The sequence below is a fragment of the uncultured Bacillus sp. genome, assembly GCF_958411575.1.
In the GTDB taxonomy this organism is placed as follows: domain Bacteria; phylum Bacillota; class Bacilli; order Bacillales; family Bacillaceae; genus Bacillus; species Bacillus spizizenii.
Genome location: NZ_CATYRA010000012.1, coordinates 46783 through 64571 on the forward strand (window position 1 = coordinate 46783; position 17789 = coordinate 64571).

The 17789-nt window shown below is 42.5% G+C and carries 19 protein-coding genes; 12 read left to right on the top strand and 7 right to left on the bottom strand.

From position 1 onward, the window contains the following. Positions 1–8: 8 nt before the first annotated feature. From Q5C82_RS17470 to Q5C82_RS17480, 3 genes are all read left to right on the top strand, one after another. Positions 9–656, top strand: a complete 648-nt coding sequence (locus Q5C82_RS17470; RefSeq protein ID WP_003223702.1) for a metallophosphoesterase family protein — start codon at positions 9–11, stop codon at positions 654–656. Positions 657–672: 16 nt separating this feature from the next. Further along, positions 673–1914 (top strand): ATP-grasp domain-containing protein, encoded by a 1242-nt coding sequence (locus Q5C82_RS17475; RefSeq protein WP_003223704.1) that lies wholly within the window; start codon positions 673–675, stop codon positions 1912–1914. Between the two features lie 98 nt (positions 1915–2012). Further along, entirely contained in the window at positions 2013–2249 is a 237-nt protein-coding gene (locus tag Q5C82_RS17480) for a hypothetical protein (protein WP_003223707.1), read from the top strand. Here Q5C82_RS17480 and Q5C82_RS17485 read toward each other — a convergent pair. Both Q5C82_RS17485 and Q5C82_RS17490 read right to left on the bottom strand, forming a co-directional pair. Next, on the bottom strand, positions 2234–3004 hold the full coding sequence (locus Q5C82_RS17485) for a protein kinase (RefSeq protein WP_003223709.1): 771 nt from the start codon (positions 3002–3004) through the stop codon (positions 2234–2236). The two genes, Q5C82_RS17480 and Q5C82_RS17485, sit on opposite strands and share 16 nt — an antisense overlap. A 123-nt stretch (positions 3005–3127) precedes the next feature. Further along, positions 3128–3982, bottom strand: coding sequence for a hypothetical protein (locus Q5C82_RS17490; protein ID WP_003223711.1), 855 nt, complete (start codon positions 3980–3982; stop codon positions 3128–3130). Positions 3983–4117: 135 nt separating this feature from the next. Here Q5C82_RS17490 and Q5C82_RS17495 point away from each other — a divergent pair, with 135 nt between their 5' ends. From Q5C82_RS17495 to Q5C82_RS17510, 4 genes are all read left to right on the top strand, one after another. Then, complete coding sequence (locus tag Q5C82_RS17495) at positions 4118–5302, top strand: DUF4885 domain-containing protein (protein ID WP_003223712.1); 1185 nt, start codon at positions 4118–4120, stop codon at positions 5300–5302. Positions 5303–5618: 316 nt separating this feature from the next. Next, positions 5619–7007 carry an amino acid permease gene (locus Q5C82_RS17500; protein ID WP_003223714.1) on the top strand — a complete coding sequence of 463 codons (1389 nt, stop codon included), beginning with the start codon at positions 5619–5621 and terminating at the stop codon, positions 7005–7007. A 112-nt stretch (positions 7008–7119) separates the two neighbouring features. Next, on the top strand, positions 7120–7368 hold the full coding sequence (csgA, locus tag Q5C82_RS17505) for a sigma-G-dependent sporulation-specific acid-soluble spore protein CsgA (RefSeq protein ID WP_003223716.1): 249 nt from the start codon (positions 7120–7122) through the stop codon (positions 7366–7368). A 14-nt stretch (positions 7369–7382) separates the two neighbouring features. Further along, a complete protein-coding gene (locus Q5C82_RS17510) occupies positions 7383–7574 on the top strand; it encodes a YbxH family protein (protein ID WP_003223719.1) in 192 nt (63 codons plus the stop codon). A gap of 29 nt (positions 7575–7603) precedes the next feature. Here Q5C82_RS17510 and blaOXA read toward each other — a convergent pair whose 3' ends face one another. Next, entirely contained in the window at positions 7604–8407 is an 804-nt protein-coding gene (gene blaOXA / locus Q5C82_RS17515) for a class D beta-lactamase (protein ID WP_003223722.1), read from the bottom strand. 173 nt (positions 8408–8580) lie between these two features. Between blaOXA and Q5C82_RS17520 the strand changes: the two genes are divergently transcribed. Beyond that, entirely contained in the window at positions 8581–9834 is a 1254-nt protein-coding gene (locus tag Q5C82_RS17520; protein ID WP_003223725.1) for a cytochrome P450, read from the top strand. Positions 9835–9874: 40 nt separating this feature from the next. Here Q5C82_RS17520 and Q5C82_RS17525 read toward each other — a convergent pair whose 3' ends face one another. Further along, positions 9875–10135, bottom strand: coding sequence for a hypothetical protein (locus Q5C82_RS17525; protein ID WP_003223727.1), 261 nt, complete (start codon positions 10133–10135; stop codon positions 9875–9877). Positions 10136–10504: 369 nt separating this feature from the next. Here Q5C82_RS17525 and Q5C82_RS17530 point away from each other — a divergent pair, with 369 nt between their 5' ends. Further along, a complete protein-coding gene (locus Q5C82_RS17530) occupies positions 10505–12136 on the top strand; it encodes a Na/Pi cotransporter family protein (protein WP_003223729.1) in 1632 nt (543 codons plus the stop codon). Between the two features lie 25 nt (positions 12137–12161). Here the strand turns inward: Q5C82_RS17530 and Q5C82_RS17535 are convergent, their stop codons facing one another. Both Q5C82_RS17535 and glpT read right to left on the bottom strand, forming a co-directional pair. Then, positions 12162–13052 carry a glycerophosphodiester phosphodiesterase gene (locus Q5C82_RS17535; protein WP_003223731.1) on the bottom strand — a complete coding sequence of 297 codons (891 nt, stop codon included), beginning with the start codon at positions 13050–13052 and terminating at the stop codon, positions 12162–12164. Positions 13053–13150: 98 nt separating this feature from the next. Further along, positions 13151–14485, bottom strand: a complete 1335-nt coding sequence (gene glpT, locus Q5C82_RS17540; protein WP_003223733.1) for a glycerol-3-phosphate transporter — start codon at positions 14483–14485, stop codon at positions 13151–13153. 294 nt (positions 14486–14779) lie between these two features. Between glpT and Q5C82_RS17545 the strand changes: the two genes are divergently transcribed. The 3 genes from Q5C82_RS17545 to Q5C82_RS17555 all read left to right on the top strand — a co-directional run bounded on the left by Q5C82_RS17545 (position 14780) and on the right by Q5C82_RS17555 (position 17287). Continuing rightward, positions 14780–15028 (top strand): YbeF family protein, encoded by a 249-nt coding sequence (locus Q5C82_RS17545; protein WP_003223735.1) that lies wholly within the window; start codon positions 14780–14782, stop codon positions 15026–15028. A gap of 91 nt (positions 15029–15119) precedes the next feature. Then, positions 15120–16037 carry a helix-turn-helix domain-containing GNAT family N-acetyltransferase gene (locus tag Q5C82_RS17550; RefSeq protein WP_003223737.1) on the top strand — a complete coding sequence of 306 codons (918 nt, stop codon included), beginning with the start codon at positions 15120–15122 and terminating at the stop codon, positions 16035–16037. Then, positions 16034–17287, top strand: a complete 1254-nt coding sequence (locus tag Q5C82_RS17555) for an MFS transporter (protein ID WP_003223740.1) — start codon at positions 16034–16036, stop codon at positions 17285–17287. Before Q5C82_RS17550 ends, Q5C82_RS17555 begins: the two co-directional genes overlap by 4 nt. A gap of 32 nt (positions 17288–17319) precedes the next feature. Here the strand turns inward: Q5C82_RS17555 and Q5C82_RS17560 are convergent, their stop codons facing one another. Next, positions 17320–17745 (bottom strand): hypothetical protein, encoded by a 426-nt coding sequence (locus tag Q5C82_RS17560; protein ID WP_003223742.1) that lies wholly within the window; start codon positions 17743–17745, stop codon positions 17320–17322. Positions 17746–17789 lie beyond the last annotated feature (44 nt).

The window sequence follows — 17789 nt, forward strand, 5'->3', positions numbered from 1 at the left end:
TCTTCTTCTTGCGCTATGCCTTCATAACAGATATACATGGGAAACGTGATAATCTTGAAAAGGTTTTGGAGCATATCCAAACCTTTTCTTCTATACATGAGATCATTTGTTTGGGAGATGTTTTTGAAGTTAAGGTTCCTAAAAAGGATTTAAAAGATTTTCAGTTTCAGTGCATGGAACAAGTTTTAGATTTGGATTGGGAATTAATGAATTTGTTAAAAGATATTCGAGTGATAAAAGGTAATCAAGAGGAGAGGATATTAAGTCTGATCCCAGAGAAAGAATTTCCGAAAGACTTTTACAACTTTTTGATTCACATGCCTTTAGAAATTCATTTAACTCCAATGGTCAGATTAACGCATGGCCATACTTTTGATTGGACGGGAGAAGAAGATTATTGGAGGCCCAGCAATGTTCATTATTGGAGCAGCCCGTGGATCTTTTATGGTCATAACCACCAAAATGTACTGTTTGAAGTTAAGGAGATAGAGAATAATCCTTATTATGAACGGAAAAGCATTATAAACGGTAAGCCTATCACATTAGACTCTGCATCTCGTTATTTGATCAATATAGGTGATATGAAATATGATCATCCTAGTTGGATGCTTTTGGATACATTGGAAAATCAGATTACTTACAATATATTGTATTGAAAAGGAGTTTATTCTGATGCTTCGTATTTTACTCATTAATTCCGATAAACCAGAGCCTATTCAGTTTTTTCAAAAAGATAAGGAAACAAATGATTCTATCAATATATCTGTCATTACGAGATCGTGCTATGCCCCTCTTTATTCACATTGGGCAGATCATGTATACATCGTTGATGATGTAACAGATTTAACGGTGATGAAGAGTTTGATGCTGGAGATATTAAAAGTGGGGCCAATTGATCATATTGTTTCAACAACCGAAAAGAGTATATTAACAGGCGGGTTTCTTCGCTCCTATTTTGGGATAGCCGGGCCTGGATTTGAAACAGCTCTTTATATGACGAATAAATTGGCAATGAAGACTAAACTTAAAATGGAAGGGATTCCTGTTGCAGATTTTTTGTGTGTAAGCCAAGTAGAGGATATCCCTGCAGCAGGCGAGAAACTAGGCTGGCCTATTATTGTAAAGCCGGCTCTTGGTTCGGGCGCCTTAAATACTTTTATCATCCATTCATTAGATCATTACGAAGACCTGTATTCAACATCGGGTGGTTTAGGCGAACTAAAGAAGAATAACTCACTTATGATTGCTGAAAAATGTATAGAAATGGAAGAGTTTCATTGTGATACTTTATACGCTGACGGAGAAATTCTTTTTGTATCAATATCAAAATATACAGTGCCTTTGCTAAAAGGAATGGCTAAAATCCAAGGGTCATTTATTTTGAGTCAAAATGATCCGGTTTATGCTGAAATATTAGAACTTCAGAAGTCTGTTGCTCAAGCGTTTCGTATCACAGACGGTCCCGGGCATCTTGAAATATACAGAACCCATTCAGGTGAACTGATCGTCGGTGAGATTGCAATGCGTATTGGGGGCGGAGGGATCAGCCGCATGATAGAAAAAAAATTCAATATATCTTTATGGGAAAGTTCTCTTAACATTTCCGTATATAGAGATCCAAATCTCACGGTCAATCCAATAGAGGGAACTGTCGGATACTTTAGCTTGCCTTGCCGAAACGGAACAATAAAAGAATTTACGCCCATCGAGGAATGGGAAAAGCTTGCTGGCATACTGGAGGTTGAATTGTTATACCAAGAAGGTGATGTTGTAGATGAAAAGCAAAGTTCAAGTTTTGATCTGGCCAGGCTTTATTTTTGTTTAGAAAATGAGAATGAAGTACAACATCTATTAGCTCTAGTCAAACAAACATATTATCTTCACTTAACAGAGGATCATATGATGAACCAATAATGTTCATATGTTTTAGGGCTTCACTTGAATGTAGCTGTTGTCTAAGAGATGTTTTTCTTTCTCCTATAAACTCTATATAATAGGAAGAAAGAAATGAGGTGATCAGCATATGTTTAAAAAAATCATTAAAACGATCAAGCACCTCTCAAGCAGCTCGAGTGATCGCTATCGCAGACACCGGCATTACCGCAGCTACAGCAGCTCAGGTAAAAGAAGACACTACGACCGTTATGGCGGCAGTCATCGCTATAAGCGCCGGAGCTACAGCAGCAGTTAATCTCAAAAAAAGTTCTTGTTCCGTCTTGGGACAAGGGTTTTTTTATGTGACCGATTGAATCGCGCGGTTCAGGTCTTCGCGAATCAAAGCGGTGTTCTGGTATTCTTCCTCGATGCCTAATAATTTTTTCAGCAGCAAGGTTACTTCTTTTGTGAGCGTTAATTCCTCAAGCCAGGTGCCGTTTTTCTTCTTTTTTCCTTTATATTGAGAGTACAGCAGGAATAACAGTGTTTCTCCGAGATCGAAGAAGTCATCCTGTTTCCTCACCTTTACTTCCTCAGTTTCTTCAGGAGTCAATTGCTTTGTAAGGCCGAAATCGATGAGACAGAGCCTGCCGTTATTGATGATCATATTAGGCGTTCTGATGTCGCTGTGAAAAATGAGGCGTTCATGCAGGTATTCTACAATCTCAAGCAGCTGAGAAATCAGCTGTAACGCCATAAGCTCTGTAAACGGCTGTTTTTGAAAAAATAATAATTCCTCTATATTTTCTCCATCAAAGAACTGCATGACATAATAAGCTTGCCCGTCTATGATGAAATCATCCTTGAAGTCCGGGATTTGCGGGTGGTGAATGCTTTTGAGCAGTTTTATTTCCTGCTGGAACCGGACTCTTTCTTTTTCCTTTTTCGCTTTTGTCGGCCGGAGCTGTTTTAAGACATAAGATGTTTGAGTATGGACATCGGTGCACAAATAAACCAACCCATAGCCGCCCATTCCGAGGCATTCTTCGATTCTGTATTGATGATTTAGAATAACGCCGTCCTTTAGAGGACGGTCAAAAAGTAGCTTTTTTAGCTGTTTTAATGCCATGTCTGCACTTCCCTTGGTTGTACTGAGTATAGTTTATCAAAACAATTGCATTCTAGGCTAAGTCAATGGGAGCTAAGCATAAAAAAGAGCCGGCTCATGGAAGTTGAACCAGCTCAGTATGAATTAAAATTGCTTTGTGACATCGTATTCATAATCTATTTTTGCTTTTACATTACTCATCGTCGATCTAGCAGTTGCTAAAGTATTATATTTAAAACTCCATACCTTAGCGACACTGAGTTGATCTGACAATGATATATCATAAGACCCTGACGTCGAGCTATTCACAAGTGCACGGCGCCATTCGTTATTTTCGCTCGTCATGATGAAGTGGCGTGTATTTCCCTGGCTGGGTGTTTGAGTGGCGGTTGTTTGTACTCTAGTAACAATGGCATCGCGCGGTATTCCAGATTGGTTTGTTAAATCAACCTTGATCACACTGGAGTCAGAACCTGAGGGGCTAAGGGTGGTATTTCCTTTATTTTCAGCAACGCCGCTGAATTGGAATGTTCCGCTGCCGGATTTGATTCGGTCTTCAATTGAAAGTGTAAAATACATGTTCCCGGTATAGGTGCCGCGTGACACTTTCACATAGAAGGGATCTGTCGTGTTTTGGGCGTCAGCATTGGCATAAATAAAAGAAGAGAACGTATTAGGATTAATCACTTCTGTGCCTTGCGAAACAGGTACTCTGTTCTTATCGTAAATTTCAATTTTCATCCCTGTGTACGCGCTCTGGTATGTACTTCTCACGTATACTTTTTCTCCCTTATAAGCTGTAAAAGTGAAATAGGCTTCATCTTGTCCGGCTTCCAGTATCGTTGTATCGATATTCTTATATTTCCAATATCCGATTGGTGCTGCGGTATCAAATGAATTGTTTCCTGTAATAGCAGTAACTCCGGCAGCTGATGCCGAATAAGTAAAGGTGAAGAAGACAGCCAGCATAATAACGAATGGAAAGAGCCATTTTTTCATCTTGTAAACAACCTCCTTTTATTTCCATCATACATAATAACGCTTTAAGTGTAAATAAATGTTTCTTGAGGTTAATATATACATTGGTATTGCCGATAAAATAGAGTAAGAGAGAATTGTTAAGGAGGGAACCCAATGCGTCTGAATCGGCAATTTATCCGTACTCAGCTGATGGCACAGAACATATTGAATAGGAATGCGGCTGCTACACGCGAGAATACGTCTGAAAATACAGCAACAGTGCTGGAACAGGCATACAGCAGGCCTGAGTCACGATCTTCAAATGAGGGAATCAATCAGTTCAATTATTCTAAAGCCAGCGTGACAGGAAACAATGGGACTTTCAGCAAAGTGTATCAATCAGCGAATGATCGAACAGTGACAGATACAGGGGAGGAAACAGTGATTCAATCCAAAAACCCCTATGAATCTGAGAGTGATATCAGAATCAAAATACTTGATGAAAAATACAGCAGAATGAATGCGATTAACAAAACGAAGTCTGATCCATTAGGCTATATAAAGGATAAGTACCAAAATTCAAAGTCTCCTTATTTCAGAAGTGATCTGTCAGCTGCAGAAAGACAGGCTGCTTACGATAATGAAACAGAATGGCTATTCAAAGGTAAGGCCCAAAACTATAACCTGCAGGATGCCGCATTTCGCAATGTCATGTTTAATGGGGAAGTGGAGGCTGAGAATGAAAAGGTGTATCAGCGAAGCCAGGTTAACCAGCAGCTGCAAGTACTGTTGAACCGAAACCATATTCACATTCCGCAGGGGACAGAGCTGACGTTTACGATTACGCCGATTGACTATAAGGTACAGGTGAGCGGGACAGACGATCAGGCACTGATTGAGCAAATTGAGCAAGTGCTGCAATCTGGAGACAACAGCAAAGAGCTATTTTTACATATCATGAAAAGCCTAAGCGGTGATTCAACACAATTTTCCGAAGAGGCATATCAAAAGTATCAAGCTGCTCGTGAGATGTACGAAGTCACAGGCTATCATTTGAAGGATTTAGAAGTGATTGACGGGCGGTACGTAACGCCTGATGGACGTGATTTATTAGACGTATATCAAGAAGAGCTTGAAAAAGATCCTTTGCAAAAACAAACGGCTTCTTATGCTATATCTCACTATCGTTCAGAGCTCAGTAAAATGGCGGAAGCCGGGTATGATGCCATTCCGGATTTCATCATATCAATTGATTATAGCAATGGATCTCTGAGAGATGTGGGGCAAAGCAAGAGCTATGGCACCGGAGATACCAAGTGGCTTGAGACATTAAAGCTCCAAACAGGTGTGAATTATTAAAAAGCTGTTCATTGTGAACAGCTTATTTTTTATGAGAATCTTAGAAGATGTATAATTTCAATATTCAAACAATATTATTATATTTATATAAAAGAATTTAAATGAAGCATACGATTAAAAACTCTGAATAAATGTGTTTGCCTGAAAAAAACAATTGTATTTTCCAGAGAAATTTATTATGATGAAATAAGTAATTAAGGAGATTATATAACGATTTTACGTTTGAATTTTCTGATTGTTATAACTGATTGGTGAGAAAGATAAGCAGGCCTGCTATTTTCTCATTTTCGAGTATTATGTAAGAGGGGGAAGAGGAGTGGCAAATAAAGAATTAAAGAGGGGCCTGGGCGCGCGTCATATTCAGATGATTGCCTTGGGCGGTACGATCGGTGTTGGTTTGTTTATGGGTTCTGCCAGCACGATTTCATGGACTGGTCCGTCTGTCCTTTTGGCTTATGCAATATGCGGAATTTTTATCTTTTTTATTATGCGTGCAATGGGTGAAATGCTGTATGTCGAACCGAGTACAGGTTCTTTTGCGACATTCGGCCATAACTATATTCATCCTCTGGCAGGTTATATGACAGCATGGAGCAACTGGTTCCAATGGATTATCGTCGGCATGTCAGAAATTATCGCTGTCGGTTCATATATGAAGTATTGGTTCCCGGATTTGCCTGCTTGGATACCTGGTATCGTGGCAATGGTGATTCTTGGTGCGGCGAACTTAATTTCTGTTAAGTCGTTTGGTGAGTTTGAGTTTTGGTTTGCGATGATTAAAATTGTGACAATTATCTTGATGATTATTGCAGGATTCGGGATTATTTTCTTCGGGTTTGGCAACGGCGGAGATGCGATCGGCTTGTCGAACCTGTGGTCTCATGGAGGATTCTTTGCAGGCGGTTTCTCTGGATTCTTCTTTGCGCTGTCTCTCGTCATTGCTGCCTATCAAGGTGTTGAGCTAATCGGGATTACAGCCGGTGAAGCGAAGGACCCGCAAAACACGCTAAGAAGTGCGATTCAAAGTATTATCTGGCGTATTTTGATTTTCTATATTGGCGCTATTTTTGTGATCGTGACCGTGTATCCTTGGGATGAGCTCAACTCACTTGGAAGTCCGTTCGTGTCTACGTTCTCGAAAATCGGAATTACGGCAGCGGCCGGAATTATTAACTTTGTCGTCATTACTGCGGCAATGTCCGGCTGTAACAGCGGTATTTTCAGTGCAGGACGCATGCTTTATACATTAGGCGTCAATGGACAAGCGCCGAAATTTTTTAAGAAGATTTCACGCAATGGTGTGCCGCTCTATGGCACAATTGCGGTGCTGATCGGTTTGGCAATCGGTGTTGTGCTGAACTATGTTGCGCCGCCGAAGATCTTTGTCTATGTATACAGTGCAAGTGTGCTGCCGGGCATGATTCCTTGGTTTATCATTTTGATCAGCCATATCGGATTCAGGAAAGCGAAGGGTGCCACATTAGATAAACATCCATTTAAAATGCCGTTTGCACCTTTCACAAACTACTTGACGATTGCTTTCTTGCTGATGGTTCTGGTCGGCATGTGGTTTAATGATGATACGCGTATCTCGCTGATTGTAGGCGTGATTTTCTTAGCGCTTGTGGTCATTAGTTATTATGTGTTTGGGATTGGCAAACGTACGCAGGCCAATTTGACAAAAAGTAGCCAAGCGGCTGAATAAGCATAGAAAAAGAGACATTCACGGATGTCTCTTTTTTTATTTTTCGCGTATGGATTTTCCCTATTTTAGCAAGCTATAAGGTAAAGATAGCAAAAGGAAAGGTGTGCATAAAATGGATGTTACACTCGGTTATTTGCGCGAATCACTTTCGAATCATCTTGAAAATGAAGTCTGCCAGCGGATTTGCAAGAAGATGCTAGGGAAGCGGTATGTAAATGAAGAGGAATTTGTAAAAGACTTAGATGACAATGAAATGTCTTTTTTGAACCATGTATTAGAAAAAGAAATTAAGTATGCGCAGAATGAACAGGATCAAAAACGGGCCAAGGAATTAAACGAGGTGTATGAATTACTGCTTTGAAAGGCGGGTAAGAAATGGGAGCAATTGAACGAAGCGGATATACATTTCAGCCGGAGTTTAGCGTCGTCCGACAAAATGGAGCCATCCATGTGTACCGTCACGGAGAATTTGTGGAAGAAATCGAATTTGAATTTAACGGAGAATATCCTGATCATGATTTGATTGAAGAGCTTGTGAATCATTATTGTTTTGAGCATGACATTTAGAGCCCTGCCTATTTGCAGGGCTCCTTTATTTAGGATGTGATCAAGCCATACTTTTTCAGGATATCCACTGTGATGTTTTTGGCTTTTGTACCGGAATCATCGACATTGGTGACAAAAATATACGAGCCATGCTCTGTTTTGATGAATCCGACAAACCAGCCTAATCCCATATCTGTCAGGCGGGTTCCGGTTTTTCCGTAGAGTGTGTAGTGATCTCCTTCCTCTTGAATCATCATGCGCTTGACGGTTTTCATCACCGATTTGTCAAATGGAAGCTCCTCGTTTACAAGTTTCTCCAAAAAGGCTTCTTGTTCCAGCGGAGATATTGTCAGCGAGCTTTGCAGCCAAAACTGGTCGATCCCCCCGCTGATATCCTCATTGCCGTATGACAGAGTATGAAGCCATGTTTTCATCCTTTCCTCACCGATATCTCTCGCTAATGCTTGATAATACCAGATGGCGGATTCCCGCATGGCCGAGCCTAGCGTATGGTCGCGGTTCCATGATTCGAATTCGCGCTTGACCCCGTCCCACCGTTTGACATCGTATTCATCCCGAACAGCTTTTACCTGTAACCCGATTAAGGCGTTCACGACCTTAAAGGTGGACTGCGGAGTTTGTCTTTTGTTTGCCCGTTCTCTGTTGTAGACAAAAGTCTTGTCCTTTTGCACATCGTGAAAAATGAAGGTTCCGACCGTATCATTGAATTCGTCATCGACATTCATTTGGCTGACATTCAGATGTTTTTTATGGGCAGACGATGATGCGTGAACGGAAAAGCCGCCGATCCCTGCAATACTCAGCACAAGCACAACATATATCCATTTCTTCATTTTGTTCTCCCCTTTGTTTTAATCAACTACCTTTTCTCTATTTCTTCTGTTCTTCCTTTAAATACTGCTCATAAAAACGCTTAAATTTGGTTCCGAAAACAAATACTGTTATTGGGTTTATGCTTGTAGGATAAAGTGAAAATAGAGAGTAAAAAGGAAGGCAGGGTTACGAGATGAATGAGCAGATTCCACATGACAAAAGCCTCGATAACAGTGTGGCTTTGATGCGGGAAGGATATTTGTTTATAAAGAATAGAAAAGAGCATTACCATTCGGATTTGTTTCAGGCACGTTTGCTAGGAAAAACATTTATTTGTATGAGCGGGGCAGAAGCTGCGAAGATATTTTATGATACCGAACGATTTCAGCGGCAAGGTGCTCTCCCGAAACGAGTGCAAAAATCGCTGTTTGGCGTCAATGCGATCCAGACGATGGATGGCGACGCGCATATTCATCGGAAGCTGCTGTTTTTGTCATTAATGACACCTCCGCATCAAAAACGGCTGGCTGAGCTGATGACAGAGGAGTGGGAAGCGGCAGTCACGAGATGGGAGAAGGCAGATCAGGTTGTATTATTTGAGGAAGCAAAAGAAATCCTATGCCGGGTAGCGTGCTATTGGGCAGGTGTTCCGCTGAAGGAAACGGAAGTCAAAGAGAGAGCGGATGACTTCATTGATATGGTTGACGCCTTCGGAGCTGTGGGGCCGCGGCATTGGAAGGGTAGAAGAGCAAGGCCGCGTGCGGAAGAGTGGATTGAAAGAATGATTGAAGATGTCCGTGCGGGCTTGCTGAAAATACCTGCCGGAACAGCGTTGCATGAAATGGCGTTTCACACTCAAGAAGATGGCAACCAGCTGGATTCCCGGATGGCCGCCATTGAGCTGATTAATGTACTGCGGCCTATCGTCGCCATTTCTTACTTTCTTGTGTTTTCAGCTTTAGCGCTTCATAAGCATCCGAAGTATAAGGAATGGCTGCGTTCTGGAAGCAGCCGGGAAAGAGAAATGTTTGTGCAGGAGGTCCGCAGATACTATCCGTTCGGTCCGTTTTTAGGGGCGCTTGTTAAAAAGGATTTTGAATGGAATAACTGTGAGTTTAAGAAGGGCACATCGGTACTGCTTGATGTATATGGAACGAATCACGACCCTCGCTTATGGGACAACCCTGATGAATTTCGGCCTGAACGATTTGCGGAGTGGGAGGAAAATCCGTTTGATTTGATTCCTCAAGGTGGAGGTCACGCGGAGAAAGGGCATCGCTGTCCAGGGGAAGGCATTACGATTGAAGTCATGAAAGCAAGCCTGGATTTTCTCGTCAATCAGATTGAATACGAGGTTCCGGAACAATCACTGCATTACAGTCTCGCGAGAATGCCGTCATTGCCTGAAAGCGGTTTTGTGATGAGCGGAATCAGACGGAAAAGGTAAAATATAAAAGCTCTCTTCCTTATCGAAGAGAGCTTTTTGGTTACTTCTTTTTTTCATCGTAGTATTGGACGGGATACATGGAGCCTTCTGATACCATTTTGTTGTCCTCGATATCTTGAGGGTCCGGGTGGCCGGCTTTATCGACTGGGAACGTTTCCATGTCTGGCTGTTTTGTTATTTTCATTTTCATGCTGTGAATGAATTCTTTAGCTTTTTGGCGATTTGACGGGTCTTTTAATAGATAAGAAGTGATGCTGACAGTTGAAACAGCGAGACCTGAAAGTAACAGCTTTTGTTTCATGGTGATACTCCTTTCTATTTTAAGAGTAGTGTTTCCTGTATCATTCCCGTTTTGATTATGGCTAAACCTTTGCCGATTTATTTAGGGAAACTGTTCAGCGATTGTGCCTGTTATTCTTTGCGGCTGGTATACTGAAAGCTCTGTGGGAAAGAATAACTGTGATGAGAAAACCTTGCGATATCACGCAAGGTTTTTTGTAGTCGATTGGTCATGTTCATCGCGAAATATTACACCAATGTAAACGTTTAATAGGACCATAAGGCTTATTGTTAAGTTATTGTAAATTAAGTGGATGTTTTATTTACAATCATCTGAACTTGAAACATAATCGAAGAGAGTTTGCTGAATAATGTCTAAACAGAGGTGAACATGTTGGCGATTGACATCCAAACATTACTGTTCGAATTTCTCGGGGGTCTCGGTATTTTCCTGATTGGGATTAAGTTCATGGGAGACGGACTTCAGAAATCGGCTGGAGATAGATTAAGAAATATTTTAGACCGTTTTACAAGCAATCCGCTAATGGGCGTATTGGCGGGGATTATTGTGACGGTTTTGATTCAGAGCAGTTCCGGAACCACGGTTATTACCGTTGGGCTTGTCAGTGCGGGCTTTATGACGCTTCGCCAGGCCATTGGCGTCATTATGGGAGCCAATATTGGAACAACGGTTACCGCGTTTATTATCGGAATCGACATAGGGGCCTATGCATTGCCGATTATTGCTGTCGGCGGATTTTTACTGTTTTTCTTTAAACATAAAAATGTACAAAACGCTGGTCAGATTGTGTTTGGATTCGGGGCTCTGTTTTATGGACTGGAGTTAATGAGCGGCGGCATGAAACCGCTCCGTTCACTTGAGGCCTTTCATGATTTAACGGTTAGTATGAGCTCCAATCCGGTTCTGGGTGTTGTTATTGGGACTTTGTTTACGGTTCTCGTGCAAAGCTCCAGCGCCACGATTGGTATCCTGCAAGGTTTATTTTCAGATGGTCTGATTGATATTAACGGTGCGCTACCGGTGTTATTCGGTGACAATATCGGAACGACAATCACCGCGGTTCTTGCGTCTTTAGGTGCATCTGTTGCAGCGAGACGTGCTGCGGCTACTCATGTGCTGTTTAACCTTATCGGGACAGCGATTTTCCTTATTTTGCTTAAACCATTCACAGGATTGATCTTATCGCTTCAGACATCGATGGGGCTTGATCCGAAGATGACGATTGCATTCGCACACGGAATCTTTAATACAACCAATACGATTATACAGCTTCCTTTTGTCGGGATATTGGCTTTGGTCGTAACAAAACTGATTCCGGGCAAGGATTCAATGCTCGAATACAAGTCGCATCTTGATCCGATTTTTATCGAGCAATCTCCATCTATTGCTCTCGGGCAAGCAAAAGAAGAAGTGCTGCAAATGGGGAATTTTGCGGTGCAGGGGCTGGAAGTTACAAAACAGTTTTTAGTGACAAAACAGCCAAAATACGCGGCAAATGCTTATCAGATAGAGGATGCGGTTAACAATCTTGATCGGAAAATTACCGATTATTTGATCGAGCTTTCTTCAAGTTCTCTTTCAGAGCACGAGTCTGAGGAGCATCATATGCTGATGGATACAGTCAGGGACATTGAAAGAATCGGCGACCACTTCGAAAATGTGATTGAACTGATTGAATATCAGCAGGCGCATCGTGTGGTTATTACTGAATCTGCCATGGCGGATTTAACGGAAATGATGGATTTGACGATTTCTACTGTGAAGGCGTCAATAGAAGCATTGCACCACAATGATGTGAAGATAGCTGAACAAGTCATTGAAAAAGAAGATGAAATTGATAAGATGGAACGGAAGCTTCGCAAAAAGCATATTATCCGTCTGAATGAAGGGCTGTGCACTGGACAAGCGGGCATCGTCTTTGTCGATATGATCAGCAACCTGGAGCGTATCGGCGATCATGCGGTGAATATTGCAGAAGCTGTTATTGGTGAAAATCAATGAGAAAAAGCTGAGAATCCTAAGATTCTCAGCTTTTTTTGTAGTCTTTTTTAACGTGCTGGAAGATATCAGGGTAATTTGTGAACACTCCTGTCACTCCCCAGTCTAGCAGGCGGCGCATATCTGCTTCTGTATTGACTGTGTAAGGATGAAGCAGGAGGCCGTGGCTGCGGATCATGCTGACGTTTTCAGCATTCAGAGCTTTGTAATCGGGACCCGCACCGACAGCGTATGTTTTGATTTCTTCCAGATCAGCATCTGTCATTGACGCCATTTGTTTGGCTTCCAGCAATTGAACGGTTGGCAGGTTTGGCTGTAATTGATGGATTTTTACTAGACTTTCTTTGCTGAACGATTGAATCATCACTTGACCACGCTTAGCATGTTTGTCTAGTAGTTTATGTTTCTGTAAAGAAGCGATCAGTTTTTCTTCCATGCCTGGGTAGGTGTCAGGCGTTTTTGTTTCAATATAGTAGTTTGCGTGTTTTCCGAAACGGTCTAATACTTCCTCTAATGTAGGGACCTTAAGGCCGGCGTACTGCGGCTTTGCTTTTTCCGGATAGGCTTTATTGAACCAAGAACCGGCGTCAAGTTTCTTAATATCTGCGAGTGTATGGTCTTTCACCCAGCCCGTTCCGTTTGTGGTGCGGTCCAGTTTTTCATCGTGCATGACAATCAATTTTCCGTCTTTTGTCATTTGGAGATCCAACTCAATATAATCTGCTTTCATTTTCTGAGCGGTTTCGTAAGAAAGAATCGTGTGCTCAGGCACATATCCGGAAGCCCCTCTGTGTGCAACTGTAAGGATGCGGTCAGGTGACAGCAGGTTTCCTTTTGACGCTGCCGACACTGGCGTTACCATAAATGAGAGTAAGCCCAGCGACAGAAGAACCAGGGCTAGTATTCTATTTTTTCGCATGATTTCTCCTCCTTATAGATAAGCAGTACCTGTCTTTCATATTAAAAAAGTGATGTAAACGACGTGTTGAAAAATGATTAATCTTTTATGTTTCTTTCTTAAACGTGCTCTGCTCGTTTTCCTGTATTCCACGTTAAAGCTAAGAAAACGATTGCCAGAATGCAGGAAGAAATCAGCATGATAAAGCCGCCGTTCCAATCAAACCGGTCAACGACAAAGCCCATAATGGCGTTTGCGAAGGCAGATCCGCCAATGTATCCGAAAAATCCGGTCAAACCGGCTGCAGTTCCTGCCGCTTTTTTCGGCGCGAGATCAATTGCTTGCAGGCCGATCAGCATAACAGGTCCGTAGATTAAGAAGCCAATGCTGATCAGGGCGATGTTGTCTACGAGCGGATGGCCCGCGGGATTCAGCCAATACACCAATACGGCAATGAATACGCCCGCCATAAACAAGACGCCTGCCGGTGCCCGGCGGCTTTTGAAGAATCGGTCACTGATCCAACCGCACAGGATCGTTCCGGGTATGCCGGCGTATTCGTAGAGGAAATACGACCAGCGCGAATCTTCAGGAGAAAAGCCTTTGGCTTCTGTTAAGTAAGTGGGCGCCCAGTCGACCACGCCGTACCGCACGAAATAAACAAATACATTGGCAAACGCGATGTACCATAGAAATTTATTGTTCAGTACATATTGAAAAAGAATTTCTTTTGTTGTTAATTCTTTTTCCTGATTTTTAAAAGCGTGTTTTGGATAGTCATTCCGATACTCTTCAATTGGCGGGAGTCCGCAAGATTGAGGCGTATCGCGAACCAATAAAACAATCAAAAATGAAATGATAATGGCGATGATGGCAGGGAAGAAAAACACGCTTTTCCAAGTCACGAACATCGCGATGCCAAGAGTGACAAGCGGTGCTAGAATCCCGCCACCTATGTTATGGGCGACATTCCAGATCGACATTTTGGTGCCCCGTTCACTAATGGAAAACCAATGGGCCATTGTCCTTCCGCATGGCGGCCAGCCCATTCCTTGAAACCATCCGTTGATAAACATAAAGATAAACATGATGGTGACGCTCGAAGTCACCCAAGGCATTGAAACAAATAAGATATTAACAATTGCTGATAAAAATAGGCCTGTCGCGAGAAAATACCTCGGATTACAGCGGTCAGACACCATGCCCATGATGAATTTGCTGAAGCCGTATGCAATGGACACAGCGGCCAGCACCAATCCCAGTTCCGTTTTTGAAAACCCCTGTTCCTGCAAATAAGGAATGGCAAAGGCAAAGTTTTTCCGCAGCAGGTAGTAGCCTGCGTAGCCAATGAAAATACCAATGAATACTTGCAGCCTGAGCCGTTTGTAAGCCGCATCCATCTTTGAATCATCCAGTCTCTCAATGTGAGGAGCCGGTTTAAATATATTAAGCATTAAAATCATCCCCCTTTGCTGTTTGTGCTGGATGTGTGGCGTACCTCCTTTCTGAAAAACAAAAAGAGCCAGAAAACACCCCTTGTCAAAAAGGGGTTGGATTCCTGGCTCTCCTCATCTCCATCCAAGCTATTAACTTATCTTGATAGCGCTTTCTTAAATTATCATAGTCCGGAGTGAATGTAAACGGGTAATTTTCAAAATGGATCTAGAAAAAAGTGAATATTATCCTTTTCATATTGCAGTTATGTTTTTTTACGAGCCGCATAAAAATTTGGAGGGAGGCTGTTGCAGGTGGATGAATTAGATATCGCATTCGGTATTTTGCCTTTAGGGATTATATTGTTATCGGTTGCCGGGACTTGTGTTTGTAAAAACGTGTATCTGATGCCGGTGCTTAGTTTGATCATTTCGCTAGTGTTCACTTTTACCATTTTTAACGAATCATTTTTAGGCTGGGTTGTTGTCTATAGCTTGGTTTCACTGGCTTTATCCTATATCACATTGATTGTGATGAGGAAAAGGAAAGCATCAGGAAAATAAAAATGCCCCACTTTCCAACATATCGTTGACTATGGCAACTATATCTGATTATAATTGGCTTAATTAACGATATAAGAAAGTGGGGATGAGTTTGAAAACCAGTGAATCAACTGTCGGACTAAAATTCAGAAAGTTCAATCGATTTTACACAAATGTCCTTGGCTTCCTTAATGAGCACATTTACGACAGCCCGTTTTCCTTAACAGAAACTCGGATTTTATTTGAAATTTATAATACGCCTCATTGTACGGCAAAGACTCTTCAGGATAAGCTAGGGCTTGATCGGGGATATGTCAGCAGGATTTTGAAGCAGTTTGAAAAAGAAGACTTGATCTATAAACAGAAAAGCAAAGATGACGCTCGCCACCATTATATTTATGTCACGGAAACAGGGAAAACAATTTATAAAAAGCTGGAGGAGAAAGCCAACGAACAAGTAGAACTGATGCTGAAGGAAATTGACCAAAAGGATCAGCACAAGCTTGCGGAGGCGATGGCAGAAATTGAAGCGATCCTTTCACAGTCGCTTTCTACCAGAACGTCAGACATATCGATTAGAGATTATTTTCTTTCGGATGATCTTCAGCTTCTCATTGAAAAACAGAGACACTTTTATGAGGAGGCTCATGGCTGGGACGACACGTTTTTAGCTTATCTTCATGAGACATTTGATGCTGAAATCGAAAACATATGGATTGCGGAAAGCAGCGGGAAATTTGCCGGCTCTGTCGGATTGGTCAAACATGATGAAAAGACAGTGCAGCTCAGATGGTTTCTTGTTGATGCCGCTTTTCGAGGCAGAGGGCTCGGCACTCAATTGCTGGAGCATCTGGTTGCATACTGCCGGGACATGAAGTTTGAACGTGTTTTCCTTTGGACGGTGAGCACTATGGCTGAGGCTCGCCCGCTCTACGAAAAAATTGGATTTAGGGTAAGTGAAGTGAAAAAAGAAGCACCATTATGGGGACAGCGTTTGACAGAAGAACGGTGGGATTTGGAGCTGTCATGAAAAGACTGCACTATGCTTGGATCATCGTGTCCGTCACCTTTTTGATCTTATTGGCTGTCCAGGGGGTGCGCCTGTCGTTTGGTGCATTTGTGGAGCCGTGGGAACGGCAGTTTTCAATGGATAGAGGCACCATCTCGCTGATTTCTACGATAAGCTTTATTGTCTATGGCATATCACAGCCTGTGATCGGGCGGCTTGTGGACAAATGGGGTGCCCGGGCTGTTTTGTCATGGAGTGCGTTACTGACAGGAGTCAGCATTTTTTTAACATGTTTTGTCACTTCGCCTTGGCAGCTGTTTCTGCTTTATGGGCTGGGTGTTTCGCTTGGAGTGGGCGGAGCATCGAATGTGGCAGCAAGTGTGTTGGTTGTCAATTGGTTCAGCAAAAAGAGGGGACTAGCCTTTGGGATCATGGAAGCAGGCTTTGGCGCTGGGCAAATGCTTCTCGTTCCCGGCTCACTCATGCTGATCCATTGGTTTAGCTGGAAGCTGACGGTTGTGGTGTTGGGCTTGCTGTTAATCGTGATTGTCTTTCCGGCTGCACTGTTGATGCTGCGGAACAATCCTTCAGAAAAGAATGCAGAGCCGATAGGCGGGCTGGCTGCTACGGAAAAAGAAACAACGCCCAAATCAACTGCTCTTTCAGTGACCGGAATGTTTCGGATGAGGCAATTCTGGTTTTTGATTTTGCCGTTTTTGATCTGCGGATTTACGACCGTGGGACTGATGGATACCCATTTGATTCCGTTTTCTCACGATCACGGCTTTTCAACGACAGTCACAAGTGCCGCTGTCAGCCTGCTTGCCGGCTTTAATATCGCTGGCATCTTACTGTCCGGGATTGTAGCGGACCGGTGGAGCAGCCGGAAAATCCTGTGCTTTTTATATGCGGTACGCGCACTGTCGATCGTGATTTTGATTTACAGCCACGAGCCCTACTTGCTTTTAGCCTTTGCGATTCTGTTTGGATTAGTGGACTTCGCCACGGTAGCGCCGACTCAAATGCTCGCTACCCAGTACTTTCAAAACTATTCGATCGGCCTCATGATCGGCTGGCTGTCGCTTGCCCATCAAATCGGCTCGGCACTCGGCGCGTACGTGCCTGGCGTCATCTATACGGTAACGGGTGAGTATACACTGGCTTTTTATTTGTCGATTGGGATGCTTGTGCTGGCGAGTGTGATGAATGTGATGCTGAGGGAGCCCGCGGCGGTCACGCGTGACAGTGCGGCTGTGGTGGAGAAGGTGTAAGAGAGAGAGAAGGAGCATCTCTGATGTTGGAATTATTCAGAGATGCTGTTTTTGTATTTTTGTTCTAATACGAAGTCGATCATTCCGACTATACGGGCGTTTTCGGATTTTTGTTTGAAGTTTTGGGAGATTTGAATGGCTTTTCCGTTTTTAAAACAAGAGGCAAGCCAGATAAACCCGACAACAACAAAAAATAATCTAGCAAGTAAACTCCATGCATGGGGTAATTCATTCGTTGCAAAATATAAAAATAGAGTTACTAATGTGCCGTAGATTACTGTTTTTATACTATGTATAAGAGTCAGCTGGGGCTCGCTAAAGAATACTTTTAGCTGATTCAGCATGATAGAATCCTGTTTGTTTAGAAAAGCCAGGATTTCTTTAGCATCTTTTTTACCTTCTAAAATGAACTTCGCGGCTGTTTCAGTTTCTTTATATGTTTGTAGGTCTATATTCAATACATACATCTCCTAAGTATAACAATTGCGTATTTCTTTTCTTA